This window comes from Pseudomonadaceae bacterium SI-3, from assembly GCA_004010935.1.
Taxonomy (GTDB): Bacteria; Pseudomonadota; Gammaproteobacteria; order Pseudomonadales; family Pseudomonadaceae; genus Stutzerimonas.
Genome location: CP026511.1, coordinates 4,792,442 through 4,819,380, shown reverse-complemented (window position 1 = coordinate 4,819,380; position 26,939 = coordinate 4,792,442). Strand labels below are relative to the sequence as shown.

Annotated in this window: 20 protein-coding genes and 7 pseudogenes; 19 read left to right on the top strand and 8 right to left on the bottom strand. The window is 58.2% G+C overall.

Annotation, left to right across the window (positions count from 1 at the left end; genetic code table 11):
• Position 1 precedes the first annotated feature (1 nt).
• The 5 genes from glmS to C1896_22335 all read left to right on the top strand — a co-directional run bounded on the left by glmS (position 2) and on the right by C1896_22335 (position 8,460).
• Positions 2-1,852, top strand: a complete 1,851-nt coding sequence (gene glmS / locus C1896_22355) for a glutamine--fructose-6-phosphate transaminase (isomerizing) (protein AZZ47434.1) — start codon at positions 2-4, stop codon at positions 1,850-1,852.
• A 269-nt stretch (positions 1,853-2,121) separates the two neighbouring features.
• Positions 2,122-2,979, top strand: a complete 858-nt coding sequence (locus C1896_22350; protein AZZ47433.1) for a hypothetical protein — start codon at positions 2,122-2,124, stop codon at positions 2,977-2,979.
• Positions 2,979-5,159, top strand: a complete 2,181-nt coding sequence (locus tag C1896_22345; protein ID AZZ47432.1) for a transposase — start codon at positions 2,979-2,981, stop codon at positions 5,157-5,159. The genes C1896_22350 and C1896_22345 overlap by 1 nt, the downstream gene beginning before the upstream one ends.
• Positions 5,156-6,616: an ATP-binding protein gene (locus C1896_22340; GenBank protein ID AZZ47431.1), complete on the top strand. Its 1,461-nt coding sequence runs from the start codon at positions 5,156-5,158 to the stop codon at positions 6,614-6,616. Before C1896_22345 ends, C1896_22340 begins: the two co-directional genes overlap by 4 nt.
• A gap of 14 nt (positions 6,617-6,630) precedes the next feature.
• The gene (locus C1896_22335; GenBank protein ID AZZ47430.1) at positions 6,631-8,460 is read left to right on the top strand and encodes a hypothetical protein; all 1,830 of its coding nucleotides are present in this window, start codon (positions 6,631-6,633) and stop codon (positions 8,458-8,460) included.
• Positions 8,461-8,470: 10 nt separating this feature from the next.
• Here C1896_22335 and C1896_22330 read toward each other — a convergent pair whose 3' ends face one another.
• Positions 8,471-10,129, bottom strand: a complete 1,659-nt coding sequence (locus tag C1896_22330) for a hypothetical protein (GenBank protein ID AZZ47429.1) — start codon at positions 10,127-10,129, stop codon at positions 8,471-8,473.
• A gap of 340 nt (positions 10,130-10,469) precedes the next feature.
• Here C1896_22330 and C1896_22325 point away from each other — a divergent pair, with 340 nt between their 5' ends.
• Complete coding sequence (locus C1896_22325) at positions 10,470-11,450, top strand: IS5/IS1182 family transposase (GenBank protein AZZ47428.1); 981 nt, start codon at positions 10,470-10,472, stop codon at positions 11,448-11,450.
• A gap of 168 nt (positions 11,451-11,618) precedes the next feature.
• Here C1896_22325 and C1896_22320 read toward each other — a convergent pair.
• Together C1896_22320 and C1896_22315 are read right to left on the bottom strand one after the other, a co-directional pair.
• A pseudogene (locus C1896_22320) lies at positions 11,619-12,221 on the bottom strand (hypothetical protein).
• Between the two features lie 189 nt (positions 12,222-12,410).
• Positions 12,411-12,743 (bottom strand): annotated as a pseudogene (locus tag C1896_22315) (integrase).
• Between the two features lie 278 nt (positions 12,744-13,021).
• Here C1896_22315 and phnC point away from each other — a divergent pair.
• The 7 genes and pseudogenes from phnC (at position 13,022) to C1896_22280 (ending at position 18,534) form a co-directional block, all read left to right on the top strand.
• Positions 13,022-13,849, top strand: a complete 828-nt coding sequence (gene phnC, locus C1896_22310; GenBank protein AZZ47427.1) for a phosphite import ATP-binding protein PxtA — start codon at positions 13,022-13,024, stop codon at positions 13,847-13,849.
• Entirely contained in the window at positions 13,846-14,709 is an 864-nt protein-coding gene (locus C1896_22305) for a phosphate/phosphite/phosphonate ABC transporter substrate-binding protein (GenBank protein AZZ47426.1), read from the top strand. Before phnC ends, C1896_22305 begins: the two co-directional genes overlap by 4 nt.
• Before the next feature lie 8 nt (positions 14,710-14,717).
• Positions 14,718-15,545: a phosphonate ABC transporter, permease protein PhnE gene (gene phnE / locus C1896_22300; protein AZZ47425.1), complete on the top strand. Its 828-nt coding sequence runs from the start codon at positions 14,718-14,720 to the stop codon at positions 15,543-15,545.
• A gap of 8 nt (positions 15,546-15,553) precedes the next feature.
• Entirely contained in the window at positions 15,554-16,564 is a 1,011-nt protein-coding gene (locus C1896_22295) for a phosphonate dehydrogenase (GenBank protein AZZ47424.1), read from the top strand.
• Positions 16,558-17,427 carry a LysR family transcriptional regulator gene (locus C1896_22290; GenBank protein AZZ47423.1) on the top strand — a complete coding sequence of 290 codons (870 nt, stop codon included), beginning with the start codon at positions 16,558-16,560 and terminating at the stop codon, positions 17,425-17,427. The genes C1896_22295 and C1896_22290 overlap by 7 nt, the downstream gene beginning before the upstream one ends.
• A gap of 107 nt (positions 17,428-17,534) precedes the next feature.
• Positions 17,535-17,840 (top strand): annotated as a pseudogene (locus C1896_22285) (IS5/IS1182 family transposase).
• A gap of 96 nt (positions 17,841-17,936) precedes the next feature.
• Positions 17,937-18,534, top strand: a pseudogene (locus tag C1896_22280) (MBL fold metallo-hydrolase).
• 132 nt (positions 18,535-18,666) lie between these two features.
• On the opposite strand, the gene C1896_22275 reads toward C1896_22280, so the two are convergent.
• Entirely contained in the window at positions 18,667-20,262 is a 1,596-nt protein-coding gene (locus tag C1896_22275) for a ferredoxin:oxidoreductase FAD/NAD(P)-binding protein (protein ID AZZ47777.1), read from the bottom strand.
• Between the two features lie 140 nt (positions 20,263-20,402).
• Between C1896_22275 and C1896_22270 the strand changes: the two genes are divergently transcribed.
• The 6 genes from C1896_22270 to C1896_22245 all read left to right on the top strand — a co-directional run bounded on the left by C1896_22270 (position 20,403) and on the right by C1896_22245 (position 23,513).
• Positions 20,403-20,810 carry a DUF1924 domain-containing protein gene (locus C1896_22270; GenBank protein ID AZZ47422.1) on the top strand — a complete coding sequence of 136 codons (408 nt, stop codon included), beginning with the start codon at positions 20,403-20,405 and terminating at the stop codon, positions 20,808-20,810.
• A gap of 10 nt (positions 20,811-20,820) precedes the next feature.
• On the top strand, positions 20,821-21,345 hold the full coding sequence (locus tag C1896_22265; GenBank protein ID AZZ47421.1) for a cytochrome C: 525 nt from the start codon (positions 20,821-20,823) through the stop codon (positions 21,343-21,345).
• A 150-nt stretch (positions 21,346-21,495) separates the two neighbouring features.
• Positions 21,496-22,056: an RNA polymerase subunit sigma-24 gene (locus C1896_22260; protein ID AZZ47420.1), complete on the top strand. Its 561-nt coding sequence runs from the start codon at positions 21,496-21,498 to the stop codon at positions 22,054-22,056.
• Entirely contained in the window at positions 22,049-22,477 is a 429-nt protein-coding gene (locus C1896_22255; GenBank protein ID AZZ47419.1) for a hypothetical protein, read from the top strand. Before C1896_22260 ends, C1896_22255 begins: the two co-directional genes overlap by 8 nt.
• Positions 22,474-22,938 carry a hypothetical protein gene (locus C1896_22250; GenBank protein ID AZZ47418.1) on the top strand — a complete coding sequence of 155 codons (465 nt, stop codon included), beginning with the start codon at positions 22,474-22,476 and terminating at the stop codon, positions 22,936-22,938. The genes C1896_22255 and C1896_22250 overlap by 4 nt, the downstream gene beginning before the upstream one ends.
• A gap of 92 nt (positions 22,939-23,030) precedes the next feature.
• Positions 23,031-23,513 carry a hypothetical protein gene (locus C1896_22245; protein ID AZZ47417.1) on the top strand — a complete coding sequence of 161 codons (483 nt, stop codon included), beginning with the start codon at positions 23,031-23,033 and terminating at the stop codon, positions 23,511-23,513.
• Between the two features lie 13 nt (positions 23,514-23,526).
• Here C1896_22245 and C1896_22240 read toward each other — a convergent pair.
• The 4 genes and pseudogenes from C1896_22240 to C1896_22225 all read right to left on the bottom strand — a co-directional run bounded on the left by C1896_22240 (position 23,527) and on the right by C1896_22225 (position 26,618).
• Positions 23,527-25,296 (bottom strand): annotated as a pseudogene (locus C1896_22240) (hypothetical protein).
• Positions 25,297-25,473: 177 nt separating this feature from the next.
• A pseudogene (locus C1896_22235) lies at positions 25,474-25,902 on the bottom strand (AAA family ATPase).
• A 4-nt stretch (positions 25,903-25,906) separates the two neighbouring features.
• Positions 25,907-26,110 (bottom strand): annotated as a pseudogene (locus C1896_22230) (integrase).
• 172 nt (positions 26,111-26,282) lie between these two features.
• Positions 26,283-26,618 (bottom strand): DUF1508 domain-containing protein, encoded by a 336-nt coding sequence (locus tag C1896_22225; GenBank protein AZZ47416.1) that lies wholly within the window; start codon positions 26,616-26,618, stop codon positions 26,283-26,285.
• Positions 26,619-26,939 lie beyond the last annotated feature (321 nt).

The following is a 26,939-nucleotide window of genomic DNA, read 5'->3' as shown; positions in this document are numbered from 1 at the left end:
CATGTGTGGCATCGTTGGCGCCGTCGCTGAACGCAATATCACCCCGATCCTGCTAGAAGGCCTCAAGCGCCTGGAATACCGTGGCTATGACAGCGCTGGCGTCGCCGTGCTGGACGACGGTTGCCACCTGCACCGTCTGCGACGTTCCGGCAAGGTCGCCGAGCTGGAACAGGCTCAACAGGAAGAGCAGCTCACTGGTCGCCTGGGTATTGCGCATACCCGTTGGGCGACCCATGGAGCACCTTGCGAGCGCAACGCCCATCCACACTTTTCCGGCGACGACCTCGCGGTGGTGCACAACGGCATCATCGAAAACCACGAGGCGCTGCGTCAGCAATTGAAGGGGTTGGGTTATACCTTCCTCTCAGATACCGATACTGAAGTCATTGTCCATCTGCTGCACCACAAGCTCGGCGAGTTGGGCGATCTGACCGTCGCCCTGAAGTCAGCGGTCAAGGAGCTGCATGGTGCCTATGGCCTGGCTGTGGTCAGCGCTAAGCAGCCCGATCGTTTGCTAGCCGCCCGCAGCGGCAGCCCTTTGGTGATCGGCCTGGGGCTGGGTGAGAATTTCCTCGCCTCCGATCAGCTGGCTCTGCGTCAGGTGACCGACCGTTTCATGTACCTGGAAGAAGGTGACATTGCCGAGATCCGCCGCGACAGCGTGAAGATCTGGGACTTCGACGGCCAGGCCGTTGAGCGTGAAAGCGTGCAATACCACGAGGGCGCCGAGGCAGCAGACAAGGGCGAGTATCGGCATTTCATGCTCAAGGAAATTCATGAGCAGCCCAAGGTGGTGCAACGCACCCTCGAAGGCCGCCTTGGTGATCATCAGGTGTTGGTTCAGGCGTTCGGCCCGCAGGCGGCGGAGTTGTTCGCCAAGGTGCGTAACGTGCAGATCGTCGCCTGTGGCACTAGCTATCACGCCGGAATGGTTGCTCGCTACTGGCTGGAAGAGCTGGCTGGTATTCCGTGTCAGGTAGAGGTCGCCAGCGAATTTCGCTACCGCAAGGTTGTGGTGCAGCCCGACACCCTGTTCGTCACCATTTCCCAGTCTGGCGAAACCGCTGATTCGCTCGCCGCGCTGCGCAACGCCAAGTCACGTACCGAAGGGGAAGGGCGTTACCTCGCCAGTCTGGCCATCTGCAACGTTGGCATCAGCTCGCTGGTCCGCGAGTCCGACCTGACCCTGTTGACCCAGGCCGGTCCGGAGATAGGCGTGGCTTCGACCAAGGCGTTTACCACCCAGCTGGTTGGCCTGTTGCTGCTGACCCTGTCGCTGGGTCAGGTGCGCGGCACCTTGGCGCCGGCGCTGGAAGCGGAGCTGATAGACGAATTGCGCCGCCTGCCGACGCGTCTCGGTGAGGCGCTGGCCATGGATACCACGGTGGAAAAGATCTCCGAGCACTTCGCCGAGAAGCACCACACCCTGTTCCTCGGCCGCGGTGCGCAGTATCCGGTGGCCATGGAAGGCGCGCTGAAGCTCAAGGAGATTTCCTACATTCACGCCGAGGCCTATCCGGCCGGTGAGCTCAAGCATGGCCCCTTGGCGCTGGTCGACGCAGACATGCCAGTGGTTACCGTGGCACCGAACAATGAATTGCTGGAAAAGCTTAAATCCAACCTCCAGGAAGTGCGTGCGCGCGGCGGAGAGCTGATTGTTTTCGCGGACCGCGAAGCGGGCATCGAAAACGGCGAGGGCACCTTTATCGTCAGCATGCCGCATATCCACGACGTGCTGGCGCCGATCCTCTACACCATCCCCTTGCAGCTGCTTTCCTACTACGTCGCTGTCCTGCGGGGCACTGACGTCGATCAGCCGCGCAACCTGGCTAAATCGGTAACTGTGGAATAGCGGTTGAGATCCTCAACGTCCGTAATGGTTTTTGCCAAAATATTTTGACAACAAACAAAATATTATGACAAAACGCAAGTGTATGATTTCCATACACTTATTAGAGGTAGCCAGCCCGCCTATCCGAATCACGCGAAAGTCGACCGGATGAAGCTAATCTGTTCTCGCGTTTTTCAACTTATCCACAGCCTGCGAAGTTTCCTAAGACTTTTGAGCGTATTTTCAAGCTTCGGATTGGTGGAGGTGGCTGAAGGCACCGGGAGGCTTGTTTGCGAGGTCGTAGCTTTAGAACCCAGTCCGACATTGATCGGCATATCGAAAAAGGTTTTGGGCAAGGGAGTCTAGAGCACTACGTGCCATGGCTGCGGGTGCAGGATGTTCCATCCCATGGGCGGTCGCGCAAGATACATGGAGCCAAGGTCAATCGGCTTCATCACCTTCTTTCCGATTTGGAATATGGCTATCTACTTCTGCTTGAGTTTTCAGAATCGGTAATAGATATCAGGGAGCAATATCCCCTGTTGCCCCAATCGGCAGCCCAGTCGATTGCAAACTCGCTGAACATCGCTTATCCGGTTTATCCCGGAACGAAAGTACCTTTCGTGATGACCACCGATTTTTTAGTTACGCTGCGACAGCCTGACGGAAGCGAGCGGTTAGTTGCGCGTACGATTAAATACACCGAGTCATTCGCTTCGGGTCGAAGGCTTGAGCGCACTTTACAAAAGCTGAAGATAGAACGAGAGTTTTGGAAAAATCGCAACATTGACTGGAACGTGGTTACAGAAGAAAACATACCCGCAACCCTGAGCAGTAACTTAGATTGGTTTCGCAAAGGAGCCACGCTCAAAAGGGAGCTCCAGCAACGCGCATTAATCGTTAGTTTCCTCGATGAAGTTAAAAGCATGCGAGAGTTTCAATGGCCTCTTGATCGTATGCTAAAAAGCATTGCTAAATCGCTATTTATCCCATATAGCGACGCCAAAAACATCTTCATGCACCTGGTTTGGAACAAGAATATAATTCTTGATCTAGTAGCCGAACGGCTAATGATGAAGAGCGTCTTTCTAATTGCAGATATCTTGTATCCTTCCGAAGACTCTCGATATGAGAGTAGGGCTAGCTGATGCCATATCTAAATATTAACGATGTCATCGAACCAGTCACCGAAACCAGTGAGTTTCAACAATTGGCCAGGGTGCTCTGGCTGGATACTATAAGCGATCAAGTTGTACTTTTTAATATTGTGAAGACGCCCAATAAGCCTTGGGTGATGCGTTTGTCAGAGCTAATAAGTTTTTTGGATAATGGTGATATAAAGACAGCAACTATTGTACCTAGCCCATTTATGCTACGGATTGAAGAAGATATTTCTGAAAAAGAGAAATGTTCTCGTGATAAAAACTGGCTGCGTATCCGGGATCTGATTGAGACGGAAGTTCCGGGAGAGATATTTCAGCCTGGAGCTATGGGGCGCTTAATAACTGACCAAGCGATAAAATGCGAAATACCCAAAAAAACTATATATCGACTACTGTATCGATATTGGATGAACGGCCAGGTTCGTAACGCGTTACTACCTGACCGTTTTAACTCTGGGGGTCCAGGTAAACCCAAGCAGTATAGGGTTGGAAAAAAACCCGGCCGCAAAGCCCATTTTCAAGGAGTGGAAGTCGATACTCAGTCAAAGGTTCTGACGGAGGCCGACAAGAACTGCATTAAGGTAGGCTTTTCTTTATTTGCAACCGGAAAAGTTGGCACTATCGCTGATGCTTACATAAAAATGCTCAGGCGGTTTTATACATCAAAAACGCTTCCAGGCGATTGTATGGAACCACCACTACTTTCCGCAAATGAACTTCCAACCGCTAGGCAGTTCGCTTATTGGGGACACAAAGCGTATGACGATATTACCGTTCTTAGAGGAAGAGGCGGTGAGCGAAATTGGAAAAAGGATCATCGTCCGCTGACTGGTACTGTACGCGATGGTCTGCGTGGTCCTTGCCACTTGTTTGAAATAGACGCTACTGTGGCTGACATATATCTGGTCAGCCGATACAACCGAGACTGGGTTATTGGCCGCCCGGTTGTTTATGTGGTAATTGATACTTTCTCAGGCATGATCACTGGCGTTTATGTCGGCCTTGAAGGGCCGAGTTGGAACGGCGCCCGTCAGGCACTGTTTAATGCATTTACGTCGAAGAAAGATTTTTGCGCGGATAATGGTGTTGATATTACCGAGGACGATTGGCCTTGCCACCACTTACCTCATGAAATCTTTGCTGACAGAGGAGAGATGTTGGGTCAGGCTGCAGAAGGCTTGGCTTCAGGGCTCAGAATAAACCTTGGTATAGCCCCTCCTTATCGGCCGGACTGGAAGGCCATCGTTGAGAGCAGTTTCAAAGTACTCAACGTTACTACCCAAATACATTGGATCCCCGGCGCAGTACGTAAGAGGAATAAAGAACGGGGAGAGCGTGATTATAGGCTGGATGCTACGCTCAATTTGGCAGAGTTTACAAAGATTATTGTTCAGGGAATACTCCATTATAACAAGCACAATCGGCAGCCCGACCGCCTTACCAAAGAGATGATAGCCGATCAGGTGGAACCTACCCCAATAGGCATATGGAGTTGGGCGCTCCGAAATGATCGAATCGATGAAAATTCCCAGGCTGACGAACTTATTTACCTACATCTTTTGCCCCGAGACAGAGGTTCTATACAAAAGGGAGGGATTAAGTTCAAGGGTATGTTTTACATCTGTGACTTAGCCGTTGAGCAGAACTGGTTTGCCAGAGCAAGACATAGAGGGGTAAGCAGCATTCTTTGTTGGTATGACCCTAACAGCACTGAACATATCTGGATCCAAAATAATCAAGGTAACTTCCTACGCGGTGATCTAAGGAAATCTGAAGTTCGCTATATCGGGTATCGGTTTGATGAAGTTATAGACATGCTCGCCATCATCAAACAAGAGTCCCCAGACAGCAAATACACCAAGCTAGTCAGTAAAGTCTCGCTAGATGCCGAAATATCTGACGTCGTTAAAGCTGCAAAACAAGATAAGTTGTTAAAAACTGAAGTTTCGACGAAATCTGAAAAGTTGGGCAACATTCGTAGTAATCGAGCTAGCGAACGCTTGCAAGAACGTAAGGAGTCGTTCGTCCCCGATGACTTGCGATCTTCTGTTCCTCCGCGACCCGACGCGATTATTAGCGCTGGCGTCGCGGAAGATTACGCCGGTGCCCGCAGCGCTGAGGTCTTTGATCTACTGAGCCGGCTACGCCCAGGGGCCAAGAAATGAGCCGAAATATACATTTCGTCGCCCAGTATGAGGCATCGCCTGTTTTAGAGTTTCAAGGGAATCCATTAATAGAAGCGTTACCACCAATCTTCTCCGAAACCGACACGGCTTCATTGATCACGCATTTTCCGCCGGTGAACGAGCATGAGCGCGAACTCGATAGAGCGGTACGGCTTCACTGCATCGATCGCTTACGTACGGTCGTTCAGCCTTTACCGGTTCATCTTGAGCTGGAATCAAGCCTGTCTTCGTTGATTCGAAGTGGATACGTAGGGCGTAATCCGCTGTCGCCAACGACCGTGAGGCACCTTCACTCACTTTCAACGAGCAGGCGGACATCCGACGGGTTTCGCTCTACTGCAACGACCTTCAGCTTGGTTGGGTTGAGCGGGATCGGAAAATCGACGGCCCTTGAATCAATTCTGCGTCTTTATCCGCAGACAGTTCTCCATGAACGCTATGAAAGTCGTCAGTTTGTACAAACGCAAATCACTTGGTTAAAGCTGGATTGCCCGTTCGATGGTTCACTTAGCGGTTTGTGTCGGGCGTTCTTCCGTGCGGTGGATCAGGCTATTGGCCAAGATCGATACGCAAACAGCTACCGCTCTCGAAGTGGCCTCCCTGACACCATTCAACGCATGGAACAGGTTGCGAGCACCTATTTTATAGGCGCCTTGCTAATCGATGAAATTCAGCATCTACGGTCGGCGCGAACCGGCGGAAAAGACAACATGCTCAATTTCTTCGTCAACCTGATCAATTCGATTGGCATCCCAGTCGTGTTCATCGGGACTAACTCAATGATCAGCCTGTTTTCGGACGTGCTTCGAAATGCAAGACGTGGATGTGGCCTTGGCGTTATCGAGTTTCAAAGATTCGAGAAGCACGATCGGTACTGGAAGATGTTGGTGCAGTCCTTGTGGGCCTATCAATGGTGCCGTGAGGTTAGTCCGCTGTCGGATGAGCTGTTCGACGTACTCTATGATTTAACTCAAGGTGTCACAGACTTCCTGGTTAAGCTCTTGATCCTAGGTCAGCGCTTCGCTATTCAGTACGGCGAGGAGCGCCTTGATCCAAGCACGTTCAGACGCGTGGCCGATACCAAGATGCAGATCCTTAAACCGGCGTTGTCGGCCTTACGTAGCCGGGATCCTAGGCAGCTGGGGCGGTTCGAAGACCTATTGCCAATTGATTCCCAGCTTGAGGGCATGATGCTGCCGAGCTCTGACGACGTGTCGAAACGGTATTCACTGCTGAGCGGCATTAGTCCTATGCCGACGGTGAAACCGCTAGGCAAACCAATGGCAGCTGTACCAAAGCTTGTTACCGCGTCCTCTCAAGAGTCCGCGAGGCTGTCTGAAATAGCCAAGAGTGAAAATCCCCTTCAGCAATTGCGCGATGAGGGCTGGCTGTGTGAGCAGATATTTGAGTTCTCTGACGCCTATCGCGATAGGTAGGTTTGAGGTGGGGGATGGATACTGGACCAGGCTTTTTCTTAGCTCCCTTCCCAGACGAAACACTTCACAGTCTGTTAAGTCGTTATTGCCGGCTGACTGGGTTTGCTTCGGTCCGCCAAGCATTCAACAACGTTGAGCACAGCTACGCCTTTACCCGAAACACTAGCCTCCCTTGCCATTTAAAAGAATCAGAAAGGCTTCTCAACCCGGTTACTGGGCTGGACGCCAACGCTCTCATCTCTCGACATACTTTGCTCCCTTACTTCCAACCATTTATGTCGTCAGAGCAGCTAGCGATGACGCGCCGTCAAATGGAGAGCAGGAACGGCCAAGGGTTGAAGATGAGGCTTGGGCTTATTGCAAGTTCTCTAGAAAGATACGTTCGGGTTAGGTTTTGCACGGCATGTCTTGAAGAGGATGATCAAAGACATGGTCAATCCTACTGGCATCGCGTACATCAGCTACCTGGGGTGTGGATATGCCCCCATCACGTACAGCGCCTTTTAATCGTTGAACCGGCTTGGCTCCGGGATAAAGCTACGCGGTGCTTCCTGCCTACTGACGATGAATTACAGGCGCACACCCTTGCACTAAAGGTCAGTGCGCTTCAGAGAAACGCTCTTCATCGTCTCGCGGCTCTGTCATGGTCAGTACTCCATAGAGACTCTGCCCCACTGCAACCTGACATGGTCCAGCAAAATTTGTTGAGGGGGGCACAGGTCCGTGCGCTCGTGAGTTCCAATGGCAGGCTTCGACTGACGCCGTTGGCTGAAATGTTAGCTATCTACTTCAAAGCGTTGCCCAGCACAGGGGAGTTTTCGCGACTGTGCCCAGCGAGCGCAAAACAAGCTCCCTCCTGGATCCTCAAGCTGTTGCGAAAGCCAAGAGGTGCCCATCACCCGCTGCATTATTTAGTTCTTGCGGATGCGCTTGGACTCAGCTTCGATCATCTAACCGTTAGGCGCTCTGTTTCCTTCGTCCCCACGGTGGGCAGCATTGCGAACACGGCGACCGGCGGAACTGGTGGACTAATGGAGACGCTTGAGGAAATGTACACGGAAGGACGTTCTCTTCGGCAGATTGCGGCTGTGACAAGCGTGAGCGTCTCTACACTGCACGTCCATGCTGTTCAGCTTGGATTAAGTGTCCGTTCTCGCCCGTCCATTCTCCTGCCAGGCCTCAAAGCGCAAATCCGGGATCAGGTAATTGCGGGGAAATCCTTTGCTGAAGTAGCTACGGATTGTGGTGTTTCATTGACGTCGGTGTATCGAGTACTGAGGATGGAAACCGGCCTTAAAGACATGTTGTCAGGGTTGCGAGTGGAGCGAGACCGAGAGAACCGCCGTACTCGTTTCATTATGGAACGTGAGAGGAACACGACAGCTCAGGCGTGCACCGATTACGCTTGGCTTTACCGTAACGATAGAGATTGGCTGAAAGAAAAGCTCCATCGCATCGGAAGGATCGCTCGTAAGCGCACCGCCGCTGTTGACTGGGCAAGGCTGGATAAAGAGTTGTCGCGTCGAATCCGAGAGTGCGCGCGGAGCCTTAGGGCTCGGCCAGGGAAGCCACTTCGGATCTCTGTTTCGCGGATAGGACGTGAGCTGAATTCTTCCACACTGTTCGAGAAAAAATTGCCTAAGTTGCCTCGATGCAGCATGGAGCTTAAGGCAAGCTGTGAATCAAAAGATCAATTTCATCACCGCAGATTAGAATGGGCTGCTAAAGAATTACGCGCACGTAAGGCAAGTTTTGGTGCTGCGACCTTGTTGAGGTTCGCAGCCATTCGCCCACCCAGTGGAAATGCAGCTTCGTATCTCATGAGATTGATCAACGAAGCTTAGCCATATGGGGTTAGTCTAATTTGACCATACGAGCTTTTTGATAAGCTCGGCCGGCATAGCCTGCATCAACCGTTACAGGGCCCGACCATTGCCGCGTGATTGAAAATTTGTTCATTTCATCTAGGTGGCTAAACTTTTGATTTACCATCACCTCGATGTTCCAGCCAAAATGGCTGAGAATCGAATTACAGCTAATCTTATTAATTTTTATCAAATCACTTAAATTAACAATTGACGGATTAAGGTCGAGCCTTTTGAGTTCGTGTATTCCCCATATTATCCGCCGGACATGGAAGTGCCAAAGGGATTCATGATGTTCTTTAACCTTTTTTGAAACTTCAGGATAAAGTTTTTCCCTGTCTCGCCCACCCGGCAACCTTTTAGGTAGAAGAGAAAGAATATTCCCGATATTTACTCTTTTAGGTTTAGAAGAAAGCGAGTAAAGACCCTCAATTCCGTCCTCTATGGTCTTTGCATAACTAAGATCGGCGATGCTAGTATCAGGCTCTGTCGTTCCAGCTAAATAGGTGATTAACCACTTACGATCATGTTTAAAAAGCCATGAAGTTGCCTTCAAAGAGTTCTTCCAGCAGTCTTCTAGTGTTGAATTTGGCCAGCGGTTTACGATCTGCTGTATCTTAGCCCTGTAAACCGAGCTTTTACTTTCCGTCGATTTTGGATGCTTTGAATCTGTCCTGCGAGCTCTTACGAGAGGCAAGGTCTGTTGATTTTGTAGAGCGCTTTTAAATACGTTGAAATCGCGAAATAGGAAAAAGCTTAGTATCAAATGCCGTGTTACTGGCATATCTAGTTGATTATCTATTGTAGAAAGACGAATCCACGTTTTTGTCTTCTTGGCAGCGTATGCAGCGTCTGCTTGACAGAGAAATTCATCTCCAAAAGTTTCGACTATACTTTTGAATAGTGATGCTTGTGAAACTAGGCTGCCAGCTCGGAGCCCTAGCATGGAAGCTTGTGTTCTGTACGCTTGCGCAAGGGATTCTTGCGAGATAGTAGGAACGTCTCCGTGCAATAGCTCTTTGGAGAACATAGCGAATTCGTTCTCAAGTACGGGAGCGATTTTGCTGCACGTGTTTGTACTAACAGACCAGCCACACTCACAGGGCAGCCACGGCATCGTTAGAATTCGATTCTTCGTATAAAACGGCTTGGAACAAAATAGACATGAGCTTATCAAGCTTTCACAGTGCTTCCAGCAACTGGAAACTCCTGGTATTTGATGAGCTCTATGCCAATAACTGGAGCCAAACTCAGTTTCGTCGCTCTGGCAGCATGTGATGCAGAGTTTAGCTGTGCCATGCACGCCTACCACGCGCTGAGGAACTCGTGACAGCGCGGTTGTAGAAGTTTCTTGGTTAAGTTTTTTGTGAGAGTCCTCGGTTCCAAGAAATGATGTAAACAATGGCAGAAGTGTATTGGTATTTAGCAAGCTTTTAAGGTTTTCTTCAGCTTCTCCTGGGAGCCGTTCAGCTAGCTGAGATATTTTCTTCGGGACAACAACGTCCAAAGGAAACGGGGCAGCGTCGAATGCATCTCGGAAAGTCAATGGCTGTGTTTTGTTGCCTGATAGAAAATGGTAGCGAGAAACTCTTGAGTGCAATGTTTCATCAGGAAGTGAATGTGGAAAAAATGGAATCTTGTGATGCACCGTTACAACTCCTGCTTAGCACATACATGTAAGTTAAACGTAACATGGATTCCATTCACAAGTCTCTCGTCGATTGCCAGCGTGATCAGAGAATAACCTAACTGGTACTTTCTAATGGACGATTTAATGTGTGGTCAGGATTGGCCAATGTGCATAACCTACGACGAACAATATTGTTGCGCTAAACCGCGTAAACGTGATTTTCTACGCCTCAAGTCGACCCTGCTTCAAAGATAGGCGTTGCTCAAGACTCGGTGGAAGTAACTAGTCTCTTAGGGAAACTCTGAAAAGACTTTCTGATTTGGCAAAATGTGCCCAATCCCACCCGCCGAGTTTTCCGATGAAGCAGATGACCTTCGCCGACGCAGAGTACGCCGGCAAGCGCAAACAGACCCGCAAGGAGCTGTTCCTGATCGAGATGGATCGGGTGGTGCCGTGGACGGGTTTGATTGCGTTGATCGAGCCCCATTACCCCAAGGGTGAAGGCGGCCGACCGGCCTATCCGCTGATGGCAATGCTGCGGGTTCATCTGCTGCAGAACTGGTTCGGCTACAGCGACCCAGCGATGGAAGAGGCGCTGTACGAGACCACTATCCTGCGCCAGTTTGCGGGGTTGAACCTGGAACGCATCCCCGACGAAACGACCATCCTCAACTTCCGCCGGCTGCTGGAGAAACATGAGCTGGCTGCCGACATCCTGGCTGTGATCAACGGCCACCTGGGTGACCACGGCCTGTCGCTGCGCCAAGGCACTATCGTCGATGCCACACTAATCAACGCGCCGAGTTCGACCAAGAACAAGGACGGCAAGCGCGACCCGGAGATGCACCAGACCAAGAAAGGCCGGCAATACTACTTCGGCATGAAGGCGCACATCGGCGTGGATGACGAATCGGGCTTGGTGCACAGCGTGGTGGGCACGGCGGCCAACGTGGCGGATGTCACCCAGGTCGATAAGCTGCTGCACGGCGACGAGAATGTGGTTTGCGCCGACGCTGGTTACACCGGCGTTGAGAAGCGTCCCGAGCATGAGGGGCGTCAGGTGATCTGGCAGATCGCGGCACGCCGCAGCACCTACAAGAAGCTCGATAAGCGCAGCGCGCTATACAAAGCCAAGCGCAAGATCGAGAAGGCCAAAGCCCAAGTACGCGCCAAGGTCGAGCACCCGTTCCGCGTGATCAAGCGGCAGTTTGGCTATACCAAGGTGCGCTTCCGCGGGCTGGTGAAGAACACCGCTCAGTTGGTCACGCTGTTCGCGCTGTCGAATCTGTGGATGGCGCGCCGACATTTACTGACCAACGCGGGAGAGGTGCGCCTGTAATGCGGGGAATGGCCGCCGCGAGGTGCTCGCGGCGGCTAAAACACAGAAATGAGCGGTGATCTGATCGTTTTTGGTCGATTTTCCGCTTTCAAAATCGGCGGAAGCTGAAGTCAGCCAGAAATACATGGCTACTTCAGACCATCCTTAGTGGGACCGAGCGTGGCATGGTCAAACGTAAATCGCCGTTTGGGCCTCTATTACTTGCTCGACGGCAGCATAAAGGTCAACGTTGGTTTGCTGTGTCTTGATCGATACTACGAGGCTGTACCTGACGGTATCGTCGTAACGCTGATGCTTGACCAAAGTTTTCCACCAGCCCAAGGCGGGATAGATGCCGAGCATGCCGCGGCCTGCTAGGTCAGCAGCAGTACCCCGCCATATGTCCGAATGAAGTGAGTCGCGATGCCTGGTTTGGGTGCCAAGCAGCCAACAGGGGTCTGAGCCGCCTCCCTGATAGGCACCTTCCTCCTCATCCCGAGCACGCTTGTTGATGCGTTGCCGGAACTGGTCCTTGTCTTCATTAGGGCGACTTACGTCAAATCGAAGACCATGCGACTCGTAGCGATAGCGGCCTTTGATGCCGCGCTCGGCGATGCCCGGGTTTGGCTCAATGAAGTAGGAAAGGGTTACTCGCATCTCCACTTCGACGTTGCCGAGGTTGAGCAATTCCTGACGAGGCCAAGGAAGAAGGTGCAGATGCATGTCTCGCGCGGTGGGAGGTTTCGTGCCTTGCCTCGCAAAAGGCTTCAGTTGGTCCTCAACGATCATTGTGTCCCGCGGAAGCCAGACCAGGCGGGTGAGCCCGTCAAATATGGCCACGGTCATGCCCCGGTTAGAGGGTGTCCGATTGGTTGTGTACTCATTCCATGTAGACACTGCCGTTGCTCACACTCTGCCGTTAGCCACTGGCTGCTTTTGGCCGGTTAGCGACGGTCTGACTTCGACCGTCGCAATATATGGTCAGACCTCGGTCTGCTCCGCCATTTCCAGAGCGTCATCGACCTCAATCCCAAGATATCGGACGGTGCTCTCAAGCTTCGTATGGCCGAGCAGAATTTGAATCGCCCGTAGGTTCTTCGTCCTGCGATAGATCAGCGATGCCTTCGTACGTCTCATCGTGTGTGTGCCATATATGGCAGGATCTAGGCCAATGGCTTTTACCCAGCCTTTGACGATACGAGCGTATTGACGAGTGGATAGATGGTCTGATGTATGCAGCCTGCTCGGGAAAAGGCAGTCCTGGCTCCGGAGCTGTGCTTGATGTATCCAGGCGGCGAGAGCAGACCGTGTTTCCCTAGTGTGCGCTCTCTTGCTTGGATGGCATTACGTTCTGGCCCAACGTTACTGTAGCGAATCCGCAGCAGTATCAATCAAAGCCTCCTGTATCCCGCGTGAAGAAAGACGCTACGTTGCGCCCGTTCTTCCACGGCTTCGCTTGCCGCCCCGCTACGGCAGATTCGAAGTATTCATCGAAATGTCATCCTTTAGAAGCAGTGCGTTAACAAGGAATTTCTACCCTTTGCATCGCGAACCGCAATTGTGCGGCCAGCAATATTGCGAAAGGTGATCAAATGACGCCCCATCCGATACAGGACGCCGTGCTGCGGGTCGACCGGTTGAGCGTCGTCTATCCAGGCGGCGTGACAGCCCTACGCGATACCTCGATTGCATTTCGGCGTGGTGAGTTCACCGTGCTGCTTGGTCTCTCGGGCGCAGGCAAGTCGACCTTGCTCCGTAGTCTCAATCGACTCGTCACGCCCACTGGCGGCAGTGTCACCAGCGAACTCGGTGAGCTCGGCAGCGGCTCGGCCTTGCGTCAGCATCGTCGGCGTACCGCCATGATCTTTCAGCACCACCAGCTAATCGAACGTCAAAGCGCACTGGCTAATGTGCTTACCGGTCGGCTGGCCTTTCACAACACGCTCCGCTCGCTGTTTCCTCTGCCGCGTGCCGATCAGGAGATTGCGCTCAGTTGCCTCGCTCGGGTCGGTCTGGCAGACAAGGCGCTAAGCCGGGTGGACAAACTGTCCGGTGGCCAGCAGCAGCGGGTAGGCATCGCGCGTGCGCTAGCGCAACAGCCGGCGATCATTCTGGCCGATGAGCCGGTAGCCAGTCTCGACCCGGCCACTTCGGTCCGTGTTCTCGGATTGCTGCGCGACATCTGCAAGGAAGACGGCATCACCGCCATCGTTTCGCTGCATCAACTCGAATATGCCCGCCGCTTCGCCGATCGCGTCGTCGGGCTGGCCGATTCTCAGATCGTTTTCGATGCCGCGCCCTCGGAACTCACCGATGCGCAGCTTGAGCGCATCTATGCAGGCCGCTCTACGACTCAGCCAGCGAATGCTCCGGCTGAACCACCTGTCATGCTCGAACCTTCACTGGAGATGTCCCGATGAAACGCTTATCCGCGCTCTTATTGACTTGCTTGCTGTCCGCTGTTTCAAGTTTGTCCGCCCTAGCGGCCGATGCCGATCCGGATGTGCTAAAGGTTGCCCTGCTGCCGGACGAAAACGCCTCCGAGCTGATCAAGCGTAACCAGCCGCTGAAGGATTATCTGGAAGAGCATCTGGACAAGAAGGTGCAGCTGATCGTAACCACCGACTATTCCTCGATGATTGAGGCGATGCGCTTTGGCCGTATCGACCTGGCGTATTTCGGTCCGCTGTCCTACGTCATGGCCAAAAGCAAAAGCGACATCGAGCCCTTCGCTGCCATGGTCATCGACGGCAAGCCGACCTATCGCTCGGTGATTATCGCCAATGTGGCGTCAGGCGTGAATGAGTATGCCGACCTTAAGGGCAAGAAGATGGCCTATGGTGACCGGGCATCGACGTCCAGCCATTTGATTCCCAAAACCGTGCTTCTTGAGACGGCCGATTTGACGGGTGGGCAGGACTACGAACAACATTTTGTGGGCACGCATGACGCCGTTGCCGTCAACGTGGCGAACGGCAACGCCGATGCGGGTGGGCTGTCGGAGGTAATTTTCAATCACGTAGCCGAACGTGGCCTAATCGATCCGAGCAAGGTGAAAGTACTTGGTTACAGCGGCGAATACCCCCAGTACCCCTGGGCGATGCGCTCGAACCTGAGCCCCGAGCTGAAAACCAAGGTGCGGGATGTATTCGTCGGTATCGACGATCCCGAAGTGCTGCGCAACTTCAAGGCCGAGGCCTTCGCGCCAATCACCGACGCCGACTACGATGTGATCCGCAACATGGGATCGCTGCTCGGCCTCGACTTCGCCACGATGTGAGCACCGATATGTCTACTCATTACGACGTGCAGGCGCTGCCTGCAGAGCAACGCGAGCACATCCTTCGAGGCTTCGGCCTCGGTTGGTGGCGCCAGCTGGGGCAGGTGGCGATTGTATTCGGAGTGGTGCTGTTGGCCTGCTGGTACGTGGGGCTGCTCGATGCCACCACGCTGCTGAACGGGCTGCCCTCCATCGCGACCCTGGCAGGCGAGGCCATGCCGCCAGACTTTTCGGGCTATCGAAGCTGGATTCGCCCCTTGATCGACACCTTGGCGATGAGCATCGCCGGTACGGCCATCGCAGTGGTGTTCTCGCTGGTGGTGGCCTTCGTTGCAGCGCGCAATACGGCGCCGCACCCCCTTGTGTTCGGTGTTGCCCGGGTGCTGCTCAATGCCCTGCGGTCGGTGCCGGAGCTGATCATGGGCATCATCTTCGTTGCAGCCGTAGGGTTCGGCGCCTTGCCGGGCGTGCTTGCCCTGGGTCTGCATTCGGTCGGCATGGTCGGCAAGTTCTTCGCCGAGGCCATCGAGCACGTCGACGAAGCGCCGGTGGAAGCCGCTCGGGCGGCGGGGGCTACGCCGATGCAAGTGCTGCTGCACGCGGTTTTGCCACAGGTGACGCCGCAGTTCGCCGACGTGGCGATCTACCGCTGGGAATACAACTTTCGCGCCTCCACCGTGATGGGCATGGTTGGCGCCGGCGGTATCGGCTTCGAACTCATGGGCTCGCTGCGCATCATGCAGTACCAGGAGGTTGCAGCAATCCTGCTGGTCATCCTGGCCATGGTCACGCTAGTAGACGCCTTCAGTGGCGTGCTGCGCAAACGTTTCAAATAGGACAAACCATGCTGCCGAAACTCGTTATAACTCACCGAGTACACGATGAGATCCTGCAACTGCTGGCGCCACATTGCGAGCTGATGACCAACCAGACCGACAGCACGCTGACGCGCGAGGAAATTCTGCGCCGCTGTCGCGATGCTCAGGCGATGATGGCGTTCATGCCCGATCGGGTCGATGCAGACTTTCTTCAAGCCTGCCCTGAGCTGCGTGTAGTCGGCTGCGCGCTCAAGGGCTTCGACAATTTCGATGTGGACGCCTGTACTGCCCGCGGGGTCTGGCTGACCTTCGTGCCTGATCTGTTGACGGTCCCGACTGCCGAGCTGGCGATCGGACTGGCGGTGGGGCTGGGGCGGCATCTGCGGGCAGCAGATGCGTTCGTCCGCTCTGGCGAGTTCCAGGGCTGGCAACCACAGTTCTACGGCACGGGGCTGGATAACGCTACGGTCGGCATCCTTGGCATGGGCGCCATCGGACTGGCCATGGCTGATCGCTTGCAGGGATGGGGCGCGACCCTGCAGTACCACGAGGCGAAGGCTCTGGATACACAAACCGAGCAACGGCTCGGCCTGCGCCAGGTGGCGTGCAGCGAACTCTTCGCCAGCTCGGACTTCATCCTGCTGGCGCTTCCCTTGAATGCCGATACCCAGCATCTGGTCAACGCCGAGCTGCTTGCCCTCGTACGGCCGGGCGCTCTGCTTGTAAACCCCTGTCGTGGTTCGGTAGTGGATGAAGCCGCCGTGCTCGCGGCGCTTGAGCGAGGCCAGCTCGGCGGGTATGCGGCGGATGTATTCGAAATGGAAGACTGGGCTCGCGCGGACCGGCCGCGGCTGATCGATCCTGCGCTGCTCGCGCATCCGAATACGCTGTTCACTCCGCACATAGGGTCGGCAGTGCGCGCGGTGCGCCTGGAGATTGAACGTTGTGCAGCGCAGAACATCATCCAGGTATTGGCAGGTGCGCGCCCAATCAACGCTGCGAACCGTCTGCCCAAGGCCGAGCCTGCCGCATGTTGAATCCGGTCTGGCTGAAGAGCCTGGTAGCGATCGTTCAAACAGGCAGTTTTCAGAGCGCGGCGAGGGCGTTGGGGCTGGCCCAGCCGACGGTGTCGCAGCACTTGCAGAAGCTTGAAGAGCAGGTCGGCGTAACGCTGGTGCAGCGCAGTCGTAGCGGCTGCCAGCCTACCACACGGGCGCTGGCCTTCATGCCGCATGCGACCGCCTTGCTCGACATGCACGCCCGGGCGCTAGAAGCCCTGCATGGCAATCGTGAGCGCGTCGGGGCCAGCTCCAACATCGGCACCTACCTTCTCCAGCCATTCGTGCGCAACTATCTGACGACCGCAAATGAGAGGGGCGAGGTGGATCTGCGCATCGCCGCCAACCCGGATGTGGCCGACCAGCTACTGGCGGGCCAGCTCGACGCCGCGATCATGGAATGGTGGCTACCTCACCCCGACTTCGAATACCGCCTCTGGCGGGTCGAGCCGCTGGTGCTTATCGTCAGCCCCGACCATGCGCTGGCTGAAGCAGGGTGCATAGAACGTGATCGTCTGGTGGACCTGCCGATGCTGGGAGGTGAACCGGGTAGCGGTACCGGACGGCTTCTGACCGAATACTTTGGCGAACTGGGCGTGCCTCGCAGCGGTATGCAGCTAGGCAGCACCGAGGCAGTCAAACAAGCAGTGAGGGCGGGACTCGGCGTGTCGTTGGTGATGGCTTCCGCAGTACAAGACGAAGTTCGCAGTGGCGCGCTGGTAGCTCTTCCCATCCCGGGGCTTGAAAAGCGTCTCCAACTGATCTGGCGCAAACCTCCCGGAAATCTGCACCCGCCGGGATTTGTGCGGCACTTATTGGAGGAGGCAGATCTAGCTGGATAAGGTGATGGATGGTTGCGATCCAGCGCTTGGCTTGTCAGCCTAGGGAAACTCTGAAAAAGACTTTCTGATTTGGCAAAATACCGCGACCCCACCCACCGAGTTTCCCGATGAAGCAGATGACCTTCGCCGACGCCGAGTACGCTGGCAAGCGCAAGCAAACCCGCAAGGAGTTGTTCCTGATCGAGATGGATCGGGTGGTGCCGTGGAAGGGCTTGATTGCTTTGATCGAGCCACATTATCCGAAGGGTGAAGGTGGCCGTCCGGCCTACCCGTTGATGGCGATGCTGCGTGTGCATCTGCTGCAGAACTGGTTCGGCTACAGCGATCCAGCGATGGAGGAAGCGCTGTACGAAACCACGATCCTGCGCCAGTTTGCCGGGCTGAACCTGGAGCGCATCCCCGACGAAACCACGGGGTGCTGCTGGTCCGCAAGTGACCCGCTGCGATTGAACGCCGGCGGCCAACCGGCGCTCACATCCGTAACCCTCACGGATTACGGAGGCACACGCATGCTGGTATTCGAGTCGATCTACACCGAAGGTCTGGCGCAGATTTCCTATCTGGTGGGCGACAGCAAGGCCGCCGTCGCCGCGGTGATCGATCCGCGGCGCGACGTCGAGGTCTACCTCGACCTGGCGCGCGACAAGGGCCTGCGCATCGCCTATGCCATCGAGACGCACATCCACGCCGACTTCGTTTCCGGCGCCCAGGCGCTGGCCGAACGCTGCGGCGCCGAGATCATCGGCGGACTACGCCTTCGGGCTGCGTCAGGTGGACGACGGCGAGGTGCTGGAACTGGGTCAGGTCAGCCTGGAAGTGCTGCACTCGCCAGGCCACACCCCCGAGCACATCTCGCTGCTGCTACGTGACAGCCAGCAGGGCGAAGCGCCCTTCGCGCTGTTCACCGGCGATACGCTGTTCAACCTCGACGTCGGCCGCCCCGACCTGCTCGGCGAGGACAGCACCAAGCAGCTGGCAGCGCAGCTCTACGCCACGCTGTTCACCCGCTACCTGCCGCTCGGCGAACGCATCGAGATCTACCCCTGCCACGGCGCCGGCTCGGCCTGCGGCAAATCCATCGGTGACCGTCGCCACTCCACCCTCGGCAAATGGCCAATCGCTTTTTCCACCGGCCAGAGGCACAGGTACTGCCGGATAAGGCTGCGCCGTTATCCACCCTACGCCCCGTCGATCACCCGATGCGCAGGGTGGAAAACGGCCAGCGGCCTTTCCCACACGTCAGTATTCGACTTGCAGTTCGGCGCTGCGCGGTTCGGCTTGGCAGGCCAGCGCCCAGCCCTGACGCACCTCGCTTTCGCTCAGCACCTGGTTGCTGCGCATGCTCACGCTGCCCTCCACCACCCGGCACTTGCAGGCGGCGCAGACACCCGAGCGGCACGCGCTCGGCGGTTGCAGGCCAGCCTGTTCCATGGCCTCCAGCAGCACCTCGCCGCGCGGCACGTCCAGCTCGTGACGGCGACCGTCGAGCGCGACCCGCAGGCGGCTGCGGCGCCCGCCCGGTGCGGCCGTCGGCGCTGCGGCGGCAAAGCGTTCCAGATGGATACGCGCCGCATCCACACCCCGCTCGCCCAGCGCGGCACCCGCGGCATCCATGAACGGTTGCGGCCCGCAGATGAAGGCGTCGGCGGCTGACCAGTCAGCGATCTTCGTGGCAATCGCCGGGCCGCTCGGCACACCCTGCTCGGCATCGAGCCAGATGCGCAGCTGCAGGCGATCGGGGTAACGCGCAGACCACTCGGCCAGCTCCTCGGCAAAGATCAGCGAGGCGGCATCGCGGCTGGCATAGAACAGCCGTACCTGCCCGCTGCCCTCGACCAGCGCCGCCTGCAGGATCGCCATCAGCGGCGTGATACCGCTGCCGGCGCCGAGCAGCAGCAGATCGTCATCCAGGTTGCGCGGCACGAACACGCCGGCCGGCGGCAGCGCCTCGATGCAATCGCCGGCCTGCAGGTTGTCCAGCAGCCAGTTCGACGCGCGGCCGCCGGGCACCCGCTTGATGGTGATGCGCAGCGCGCCATCCGCCTGCGGTCGCTGCGACAGCGAGTAGCAGCGCAGCAGCGCCGGCTCGGCAGCGGGCACCTTCAGCGTGAGGAACTGCCCCGGCTGCGCGGCAAAGCGTGCGCGCTGGGCGGCCGGCACCTGCAGGGTGAACGAGCAGCTGTCGGCGGTTTCGGCCTGGCGTGAGACGATGCGCAGACGGGTGAACTCCCCGGCGGCAGGCGCTGGCGCCGATGCGAACGCGGTCGCGACCGACGTCGTTGCCGGTGTCGACGTCGAAGCCGAAGGTGCAGTCGAAGCCGGCCCCGCCTTGGGCACGCCGCGCAGCATCGGCCATACCGACTTGCGGCGGAACAGCAGCACATAGCCGACATGCAGGCCGATCAGCCACAGCCCCAGGTTGGCGAAGAACTCGTGCACCTCCTCGGCATCGCCCATCCAGCCGATGAAATCGATGTCGCTGGCAGCGCCGAAGACATCCGGCCCCACGCCCGGCAGGGCGGCCAGCACATCGCCGTTGTCGACCATACCCAGGCCGACCACGCTGGCAATGGCGAAACTGCCCAGCGCGCCGACCGTCAGCCACTTGCCGACGCTCGACAGGCCCGGCTTGCTCCGCTGGCCCTTCGGCGGCAGCAGCTGTGGGAAGCCGCGCAGGCGCAGCGGCACGATCAGCAGGCGCCACACCAACAGCGCCACCAGGCCGTAGCCCAGCCAGATATGCAGCGTCTCGGCGTCGTCACCGCTGAGGTAGGCGCCAAGAAAGAAACCGGCCAGCAGCCAGTGGAACAGACGGAAACGATTGAAAGCAGCCACGACGGCGATCCTCATTGAATGGATGCCGCCTTTGTATTCCTGCGAGCTGAAACGAAACTGAACGCCGCCAGCCGCTGCGGTTCAGCTTGGCGTAAGGCGGCGCGCCTAGGCTGCACTCATTCCCAACCGGAGAGCGCACCATGAAAGCCCGCTGGATCATCCTCCTGTCCTGCTGCCTGAGCCTGCCCGCCCTGGCCGAAACCGAACACCCACTGCTGCCCGGCTACGCCGCCCAGGCGCGTCAGGAGAATCCGAACTTCGCCGGTTTCTCCGCCGAGCGCGGCAAGGCGCTGTACTTCGCCGAGGAGCAGCGCAATGGCAAGACCATGAGCTGCACCACCTGCCACACCGCCGACCCGCGTCAGCCCGGCAAGACGCCGGCGCATCGCAAGGTCGATCCGCTGGCGCCGGCAGCCAACCCCGAGCGCTTCACCGACCTGAAGAAGGTCGAGAAATGGTTCCGCCGCAACTGCGACGACGTCTACGCCCGTGAATGCACCGCGCAGGAAAAAGGTGACTTCATCAGCTGGATCGACAGCATCAGATAAGGAGCCTGCCATGAAGATCGCACCCCTCGCTGCCGTCGCCGGGCTGGGCCTGACCCTGGTACTGGCCGGCCTCAGCTTCGCCGATGACGACGACCATCGAGAGCGCAAGGGCTACAAGCGGCCCAAGCGCCTGACGGTACCCAGCGACGCACCGCTGGTGTGGAAGGAAGAATGCGCGGCCTGCCACATGCTCTATTCTCCCGGCCTGCTGCCTGCCGATGCCTGGCGCGAGCAGATGCGCACCCTGGGCGATCACTACGGCAGCAACGCGTCGCTGGACCCGGTGCAGGAAAAGGAAATCCTCGACTTCCTGGTCCGCGCCTCGGCCGCCAACCGCCTACCGGTGGAGCCGTCACCCACCGCCGGCGAGCCGCCACGCATCAGCCAGACGCGCTGGTTCGAGCACAAACACGACGAGCTCAGCGAAGCCAAGTTCGCCCGCGAGTCGGTCGGCGGCCGCTTCAACTGCGTGGCCTGCCATCGCGACGCGGAAAAAGGCGACTTCGACGAGGACCGGGTGAAGATTCCGCGCTGAGACAAAAATAGCCGGAACATTTCGCCAACCGTTGCGTTATATCCCTGCGGCAACCCGGCCGGCAGCGCACGGGCACCGGTAAAAACCGAGGCGTTGGCAACGCAGCAGGTTTTAGCGGCGCCCTGCGCGGTCAACCCAGACGAGCGCTTAATGAACGACAGCGAACAGGACCTCATCCAGCAGGCCGCGCGTGGTGATCGCCAGGCGTTCGGCACGCTAGTGCGCGTCCATCAGGCGCGGGTCTTCCACTTCCTCCGTCGCCTGCTCGGCAGCGCCGACGAGGCCGCTGACCTGACTCAGGAAACGTTCATCCGCGCCTTCCAGGCGCTGCCCAGATGGCGCCCGGAAGCACGCTTGCAGACCTGGTTGCTGCAGATCGCACGCAATGCCGCGCTGGATACGCTGCGCCAGCGGCAACGCTACGTCGACGTGGCGCCGGAGGAACTGGCCGAGCCGGTCGATCCAGCGCCATCGCCGCTGAGCCGACTGCAGGCCGGTCGCGATCTGGCATTGCTGGAACGCTTGCTAGCCCGCCTGCCCCACGAACAGCGCGAGATCCTGCTGCTGCGCGAGGTGGAGGGGCTGGCCTACGACGAACTGGCCGCCACGCTGCAGCTCGCCGCCGGCACCGTCAAGTCGCGCCTGGCACGCGCCCGCGAGGCGCTGCTGCACGGCTATCGCCAGGCCAACGGAGGCACCCTCGATGACTGAGCATCTGGACATGGCGATCCTGTCCGCCTACCTCGACAACGAACTCGACGCCGCCGCACAGCGCCACGCCGCCGCCCACCTGGCGGGTTGTCCGCAGTGTCGCGCCACCCTGGCCGAACTCGACGGGCTCGGCCAGGGCTTGCGTGCGCTGGCCTGCCCGGAGTTGCCGGCCGAGTTGCAGGCGCGTCTGCAGCGGCCCTTCGCGCCGCCGCCCGTGCGCAGCTGGTGGGCCCGGCACTGGGCGCAGGGTATCGGCGCCGCGGCGTCGGTCCTGCTCGGCCTGCTGCTCGGCTATGCCCTGCCCGGCCAGCCGCCGGGCAGCTCACCCAGCCACGACCTGCTCGCCGTCCTCGGCAGCACCCCACCCGGCGCGCTCTGCGCGCGCCCCGAATTCTGCTACCTGAAGGTAAACCTGAAATGAGCAACACCACCCTGCGCAATGCCCTGGTCCTGTCCGTGCTGGTCAACGTCGGCGTGCTCGCCGGCCTTGGCTGGCAGAAACTCAGTCGCGATGGCCTGCCGATGCCCTCCGGCGCACCGACCGAGCTGTCGCGCGAGCTGCAACTGAGCGCCAGCCAGCTGCAGCGCTGGCACGATGCCGAGGCGCCGTTCCTGGCCTACCTGCGCGCCTCCAACGCCAGCCTCGGCGAACACCGCAACCGGCTGATCGAGGCGATCTTCGCCGAACAGGTGGACCGCACGGTGATCGACGCCGAGCAGGCGAAGATCGCCGAACTGCAGAACGAACAGCAGCGCCTGCTCATCGACCAGCTGCTGCAGGAGCGCGAGATCCTCGAACCGCAGCAGCGCGCGCGGCTCGCCCAGGTGCTCACGCAGCAGTCGTTCGGCGCCGACAGCATCGAGCAATTGCACCGCAAATGACGGATTGCACGGCGCGATGGAACAAAACCGTCGCGCCTGCGTTAGAACATCAGGAGCCGCACTTCGCCGGCTCGCTCAATGGAGTTCTATCGATGATCCGCAAACCTTACGCTCTCGCCCTCGCCATCATCCTCGCCGGCACCCTCGGCCACGCCGGCACCAGCCTCGCCGCCACCAGCCATGACCACGGCCACGGCGAAGGCGCGCCGGCGCTGCAACTCGATGCCGGCAAGCGCTGGGCCACCGACGCGCCGCTGCGCCAGGCAATGGGCACCATCAACAACGATATGCGCCAGGCGCTGCCGGCGATCCACGAAGACCGTCTGCCCGCCGCCCGCTACGGCGAACTGGCCGAGACGGTGCGCGGCCAGGTCGCCTACATGGTGGAGAACTGCAAGCTGAGCGCCGAGGCCGACGCGCAGCTGCACCTGATCATCGCCCAGCTGCTCGCCGGTGCCGACGCCATGAGCGGCGCCCCGGCCGGTCAGCGCGACGGCGCGGTGACGGTGGTCGGCGCGCTGGGCGACTACGCCACTTACTTCGCCGACGACAGCTTCAAGCCGCTGGAACACTGATCGACCGCCGCGCTCAACCCTTGTCCGGCCGTGCCGGCGGGGCCGCTTTCACCGCGAGCGGCACCTCGGCGGCCACCGCTTCCGACTCGCCCTCGCCGCTGCGATCTCCGCTGGTGTTGGCCAGCAGGCTGGCGGTGGCGGTCTGCAGGTAGGCGTGCAGCTGGCGCAGCAGCTGCGGCTGATCCTCGGCAGCGGCGATCCGCTCGCCAGCCGGTTCACCGCCCAGGCGATAGCGATACAGCCGCGCCGGCTGCTCCTTGGGCTGTACCAGCACCCGATCACCGCGGATCAGCGCCACGGTCTGGTCGCTGCCCGACGGCTTGACGATGCCGAAACCCGGATCGTCCGCCGGCAGGCTGAGCAAATCGCGGCCCCAGCATTGATGACGCACCTCGCCACCGAGGCGGCCCATGATGGTCGGCACCACGTCCACCTGCGTACCGACCACCTCGCGACGGCTGCCGAAACGCTCGGTGACGCCCGGGGCGATCAGCAGCAGCGGCACGTGGAAGCGCAGCAGGTCCATCTCGGTGACTTCCTCCGGCGCGCCGAAACCGTGGTCGCCGACCACCACGAACAAGGTCTGCTTGAACCAAGGCTGGTTACGCACCTTGTCGAAGAACTGCCCCAGCGCCCAGTCCGAATAACGCATCGCCGTCAGATGCTGATCCAGCGCGCCATGCCCCTCGACAGCAGCGACCGGCAACTGCTCGGGCAGCGCATACGGCGTGTGGTTGGACAGCGTCTGCAGCAGCGCATAGAACGGCGCGCCGTTATCCAGCTTGCCCAGCTCCTCGGCGGCGCGGGTGAACATGTCCTGGTCGGAAACGCCCCAGGTCGGGTCGGAAACCACCGGATTCACGTAGTCGTTGCGGCCGACGAAGCGCTTCATGCCCTGGTTGCCGAAGAACCCCGCCTGGTTGTCCCAGGCGAAATCGCCGTTGTAGACGTAAACGTCGTCGAACGCCCGCGCACCGAGCAGCTGCGGCAGGCCGGAGAAGCGATGGCCGCCTTCGGGCGTCTGCATCAGGTACTCGAAGCCCGGCAGGTTGGGAAAGCAGGCCATGCTGGCGAACATGCCCTGGTGGGTGTGGGTGCCGTTGGCGAAGAAGCGCTCGAACAACAGCCCCTCGCCGGCCAGGCGGTCGAAGTTCGGCGTGATGCCGTCGGCACTGCCGAGCGCGCCGACATAGCGGCCGGCGAAGCTCTCCATGAGGATCACCACCACGTTGCGCACCGCCAGCTGGCCGTCCGCCGGCGGCTGGAAGTCACGGCGCACCGGCGCCAGCTCGGCGTCCACCAGCCGGTCGTTGGCGGTCAGCAGCAGCTCGCGGGCGATCGCCTGCGCATCCGCAACCGGCAGTGTCGCCTTCCAGCTGTTGTCGCGATGGCTCGAGAAGCGGTTGCGCGCCGCATCGTAGAGCGACAGCGTGGCGTTCTGCCCGAGGTGGTTGGCGAAGGTCGAGGCGGTGGTGAAGGCATCGCCCCAGCGCAGCGGCGGGCCCTGACGCAGCGTGCCGCGCGCGGCCACCACGCTGACCACCAGCAACACGCCGAACACCGCGAACCGCGCCGGCCAGCTCGCGCCGCGGCGGGCCGGCGCGCTCGCCAGGCTCACCGGAGCGGCGCGGGTGCGGCGCTCCAGCCAGCCGAACAGCGCGAACAGCGCGGCGCTCGCCGCGAGCCAGGCGGCCAGCAGCCGCAGCACCGGGAAGCCGTGCCAGAGCATGCTCAGCACCGTCGCCGGGTCTTCCTGCAGGTACTGGTGTTGGCGCTGATGGAAAATTGACCCACCCTGCCGATTGAAATTTGACCCAGGACGGATTGCTGATTTTGTTACCAGCAACTGTGGATAAGTCTACCAGCGCAGCTGCTGTTGCCCCCACTCCTTCGCTAGCCCAGTTCAGTTGTTTAAGACCTGCCACACGCAGCCATGTAGCAGGCCGTCGTCGCCATGAAATCAGAACGGCTCATCGTCCTCCGGTTCTTGGCCGCCCTTACGCTTTCGCTCCCGTGATTTGATCTTGGCCTGGGCCGCCAAGCTACTGTGTTGCAGGCGATAGGACTCGTTACCGGTTTCGACGATGTGGCAGTGGTGGGTCAGCCGATCCAGCAGGGCGGTGGTCATCTTGGCGTCGCCGAACACGCTCGACCATTCGGCGAAGCTCAGGTTGGTGGTGATCACCACGCTGGTGTGTTCGTACAGCTTGGACAGCAGGTGAAACAGCAACGCACCGCCAGCCTGGCTGAACGGCAGATAACCCAGTTCGTCGAGGATGACCAGATCCATGCGCAGCAGTGCCTGGGCGATCCGCCCGGCTTTGCCGTCGTGTTTTTCGCGCTCCAGCAGATTGACCAGATCGACCGTGGAGTAGAAGCGCACGCGCTTACTGAGCAACGTCGCACACACGGAGTTTGGTTAAGTCGCAGGCTCGAAGCTTGCTGTCGATGGCCAGATCGAAGAGAGCCAGATCCCGGGATCTTTCTGCAATTTGAAGCCTTACTCGGATGGCCCAGATATCTCTCAGTCGGAGTGGGGTTTTCTGCCCGACCAACTTACCTTTGTTCCAGGGCTGACGGCTACAGGTAGCAATGATGTTTCATGGCAAGTCCTCCACATGTGGGAGGGCAAGCATGGCTAGCCAGAGCAGTGGTCGCTAACCGGCCAAAAGCGGTCGATCACATCCGAGCAGGGAAAAGCGGCTATTAAGAATACTCAGCCGCCCATCTCAACGAAATGCCCAAGTGATTTTGAACAGACTGAAGCGATTAATTGCCCACCTCAACAACCTTAGCGTCGGGTGCGTGGTTTTTCACCGACTCGATACCCTTGTCGCGTGAGGCTTCGGAGGCATATGACTGGCTCGTCCCGACTACTTGGTGATTACCCGCCTTAAGGTTGAACATAAACTTGTCAGCCCCGCTGGCCTTACGCTCGTAGCGTGCATCATCAGGCGCATTTTTTTTGACTGACTCGACTCCATTTAGACATCCAGACTTATCCTTGTAGCCCTCGCTGGCCAGAATTGCTTGGCCATTGTTGGCTTTGAGCCGAAAACGAAATTCACCCGCTTTGTCGTTGTATATTTCAAACGTCCCAGACATATAGCTATTCCTTATTTTTGGCTTTCATGAGATCCATCGATATCGCTGCGGTCCAAAAAATGACTGTTTGCCCATTAGAAATATGGTTTCTGTGTGATGCTAGCCAGGCAAAATCGATGCTCCAGCTTCAGTAGAACTGCATGACAAATGCACCATACCCCAAGAGCTAAACCAGATTTTTGAACAGTCAAAGTATAGACACAGATCTCAACACGGCTCAATTTCTTCGTCGAGTGAAGAGCCCAGCTTTTGCAGAGATATCCGAGCGGCTGCTTTTGGCCGAAAGCTGCCGTAAGCGGCGGGCTGCTTTCGGCCAAAAGC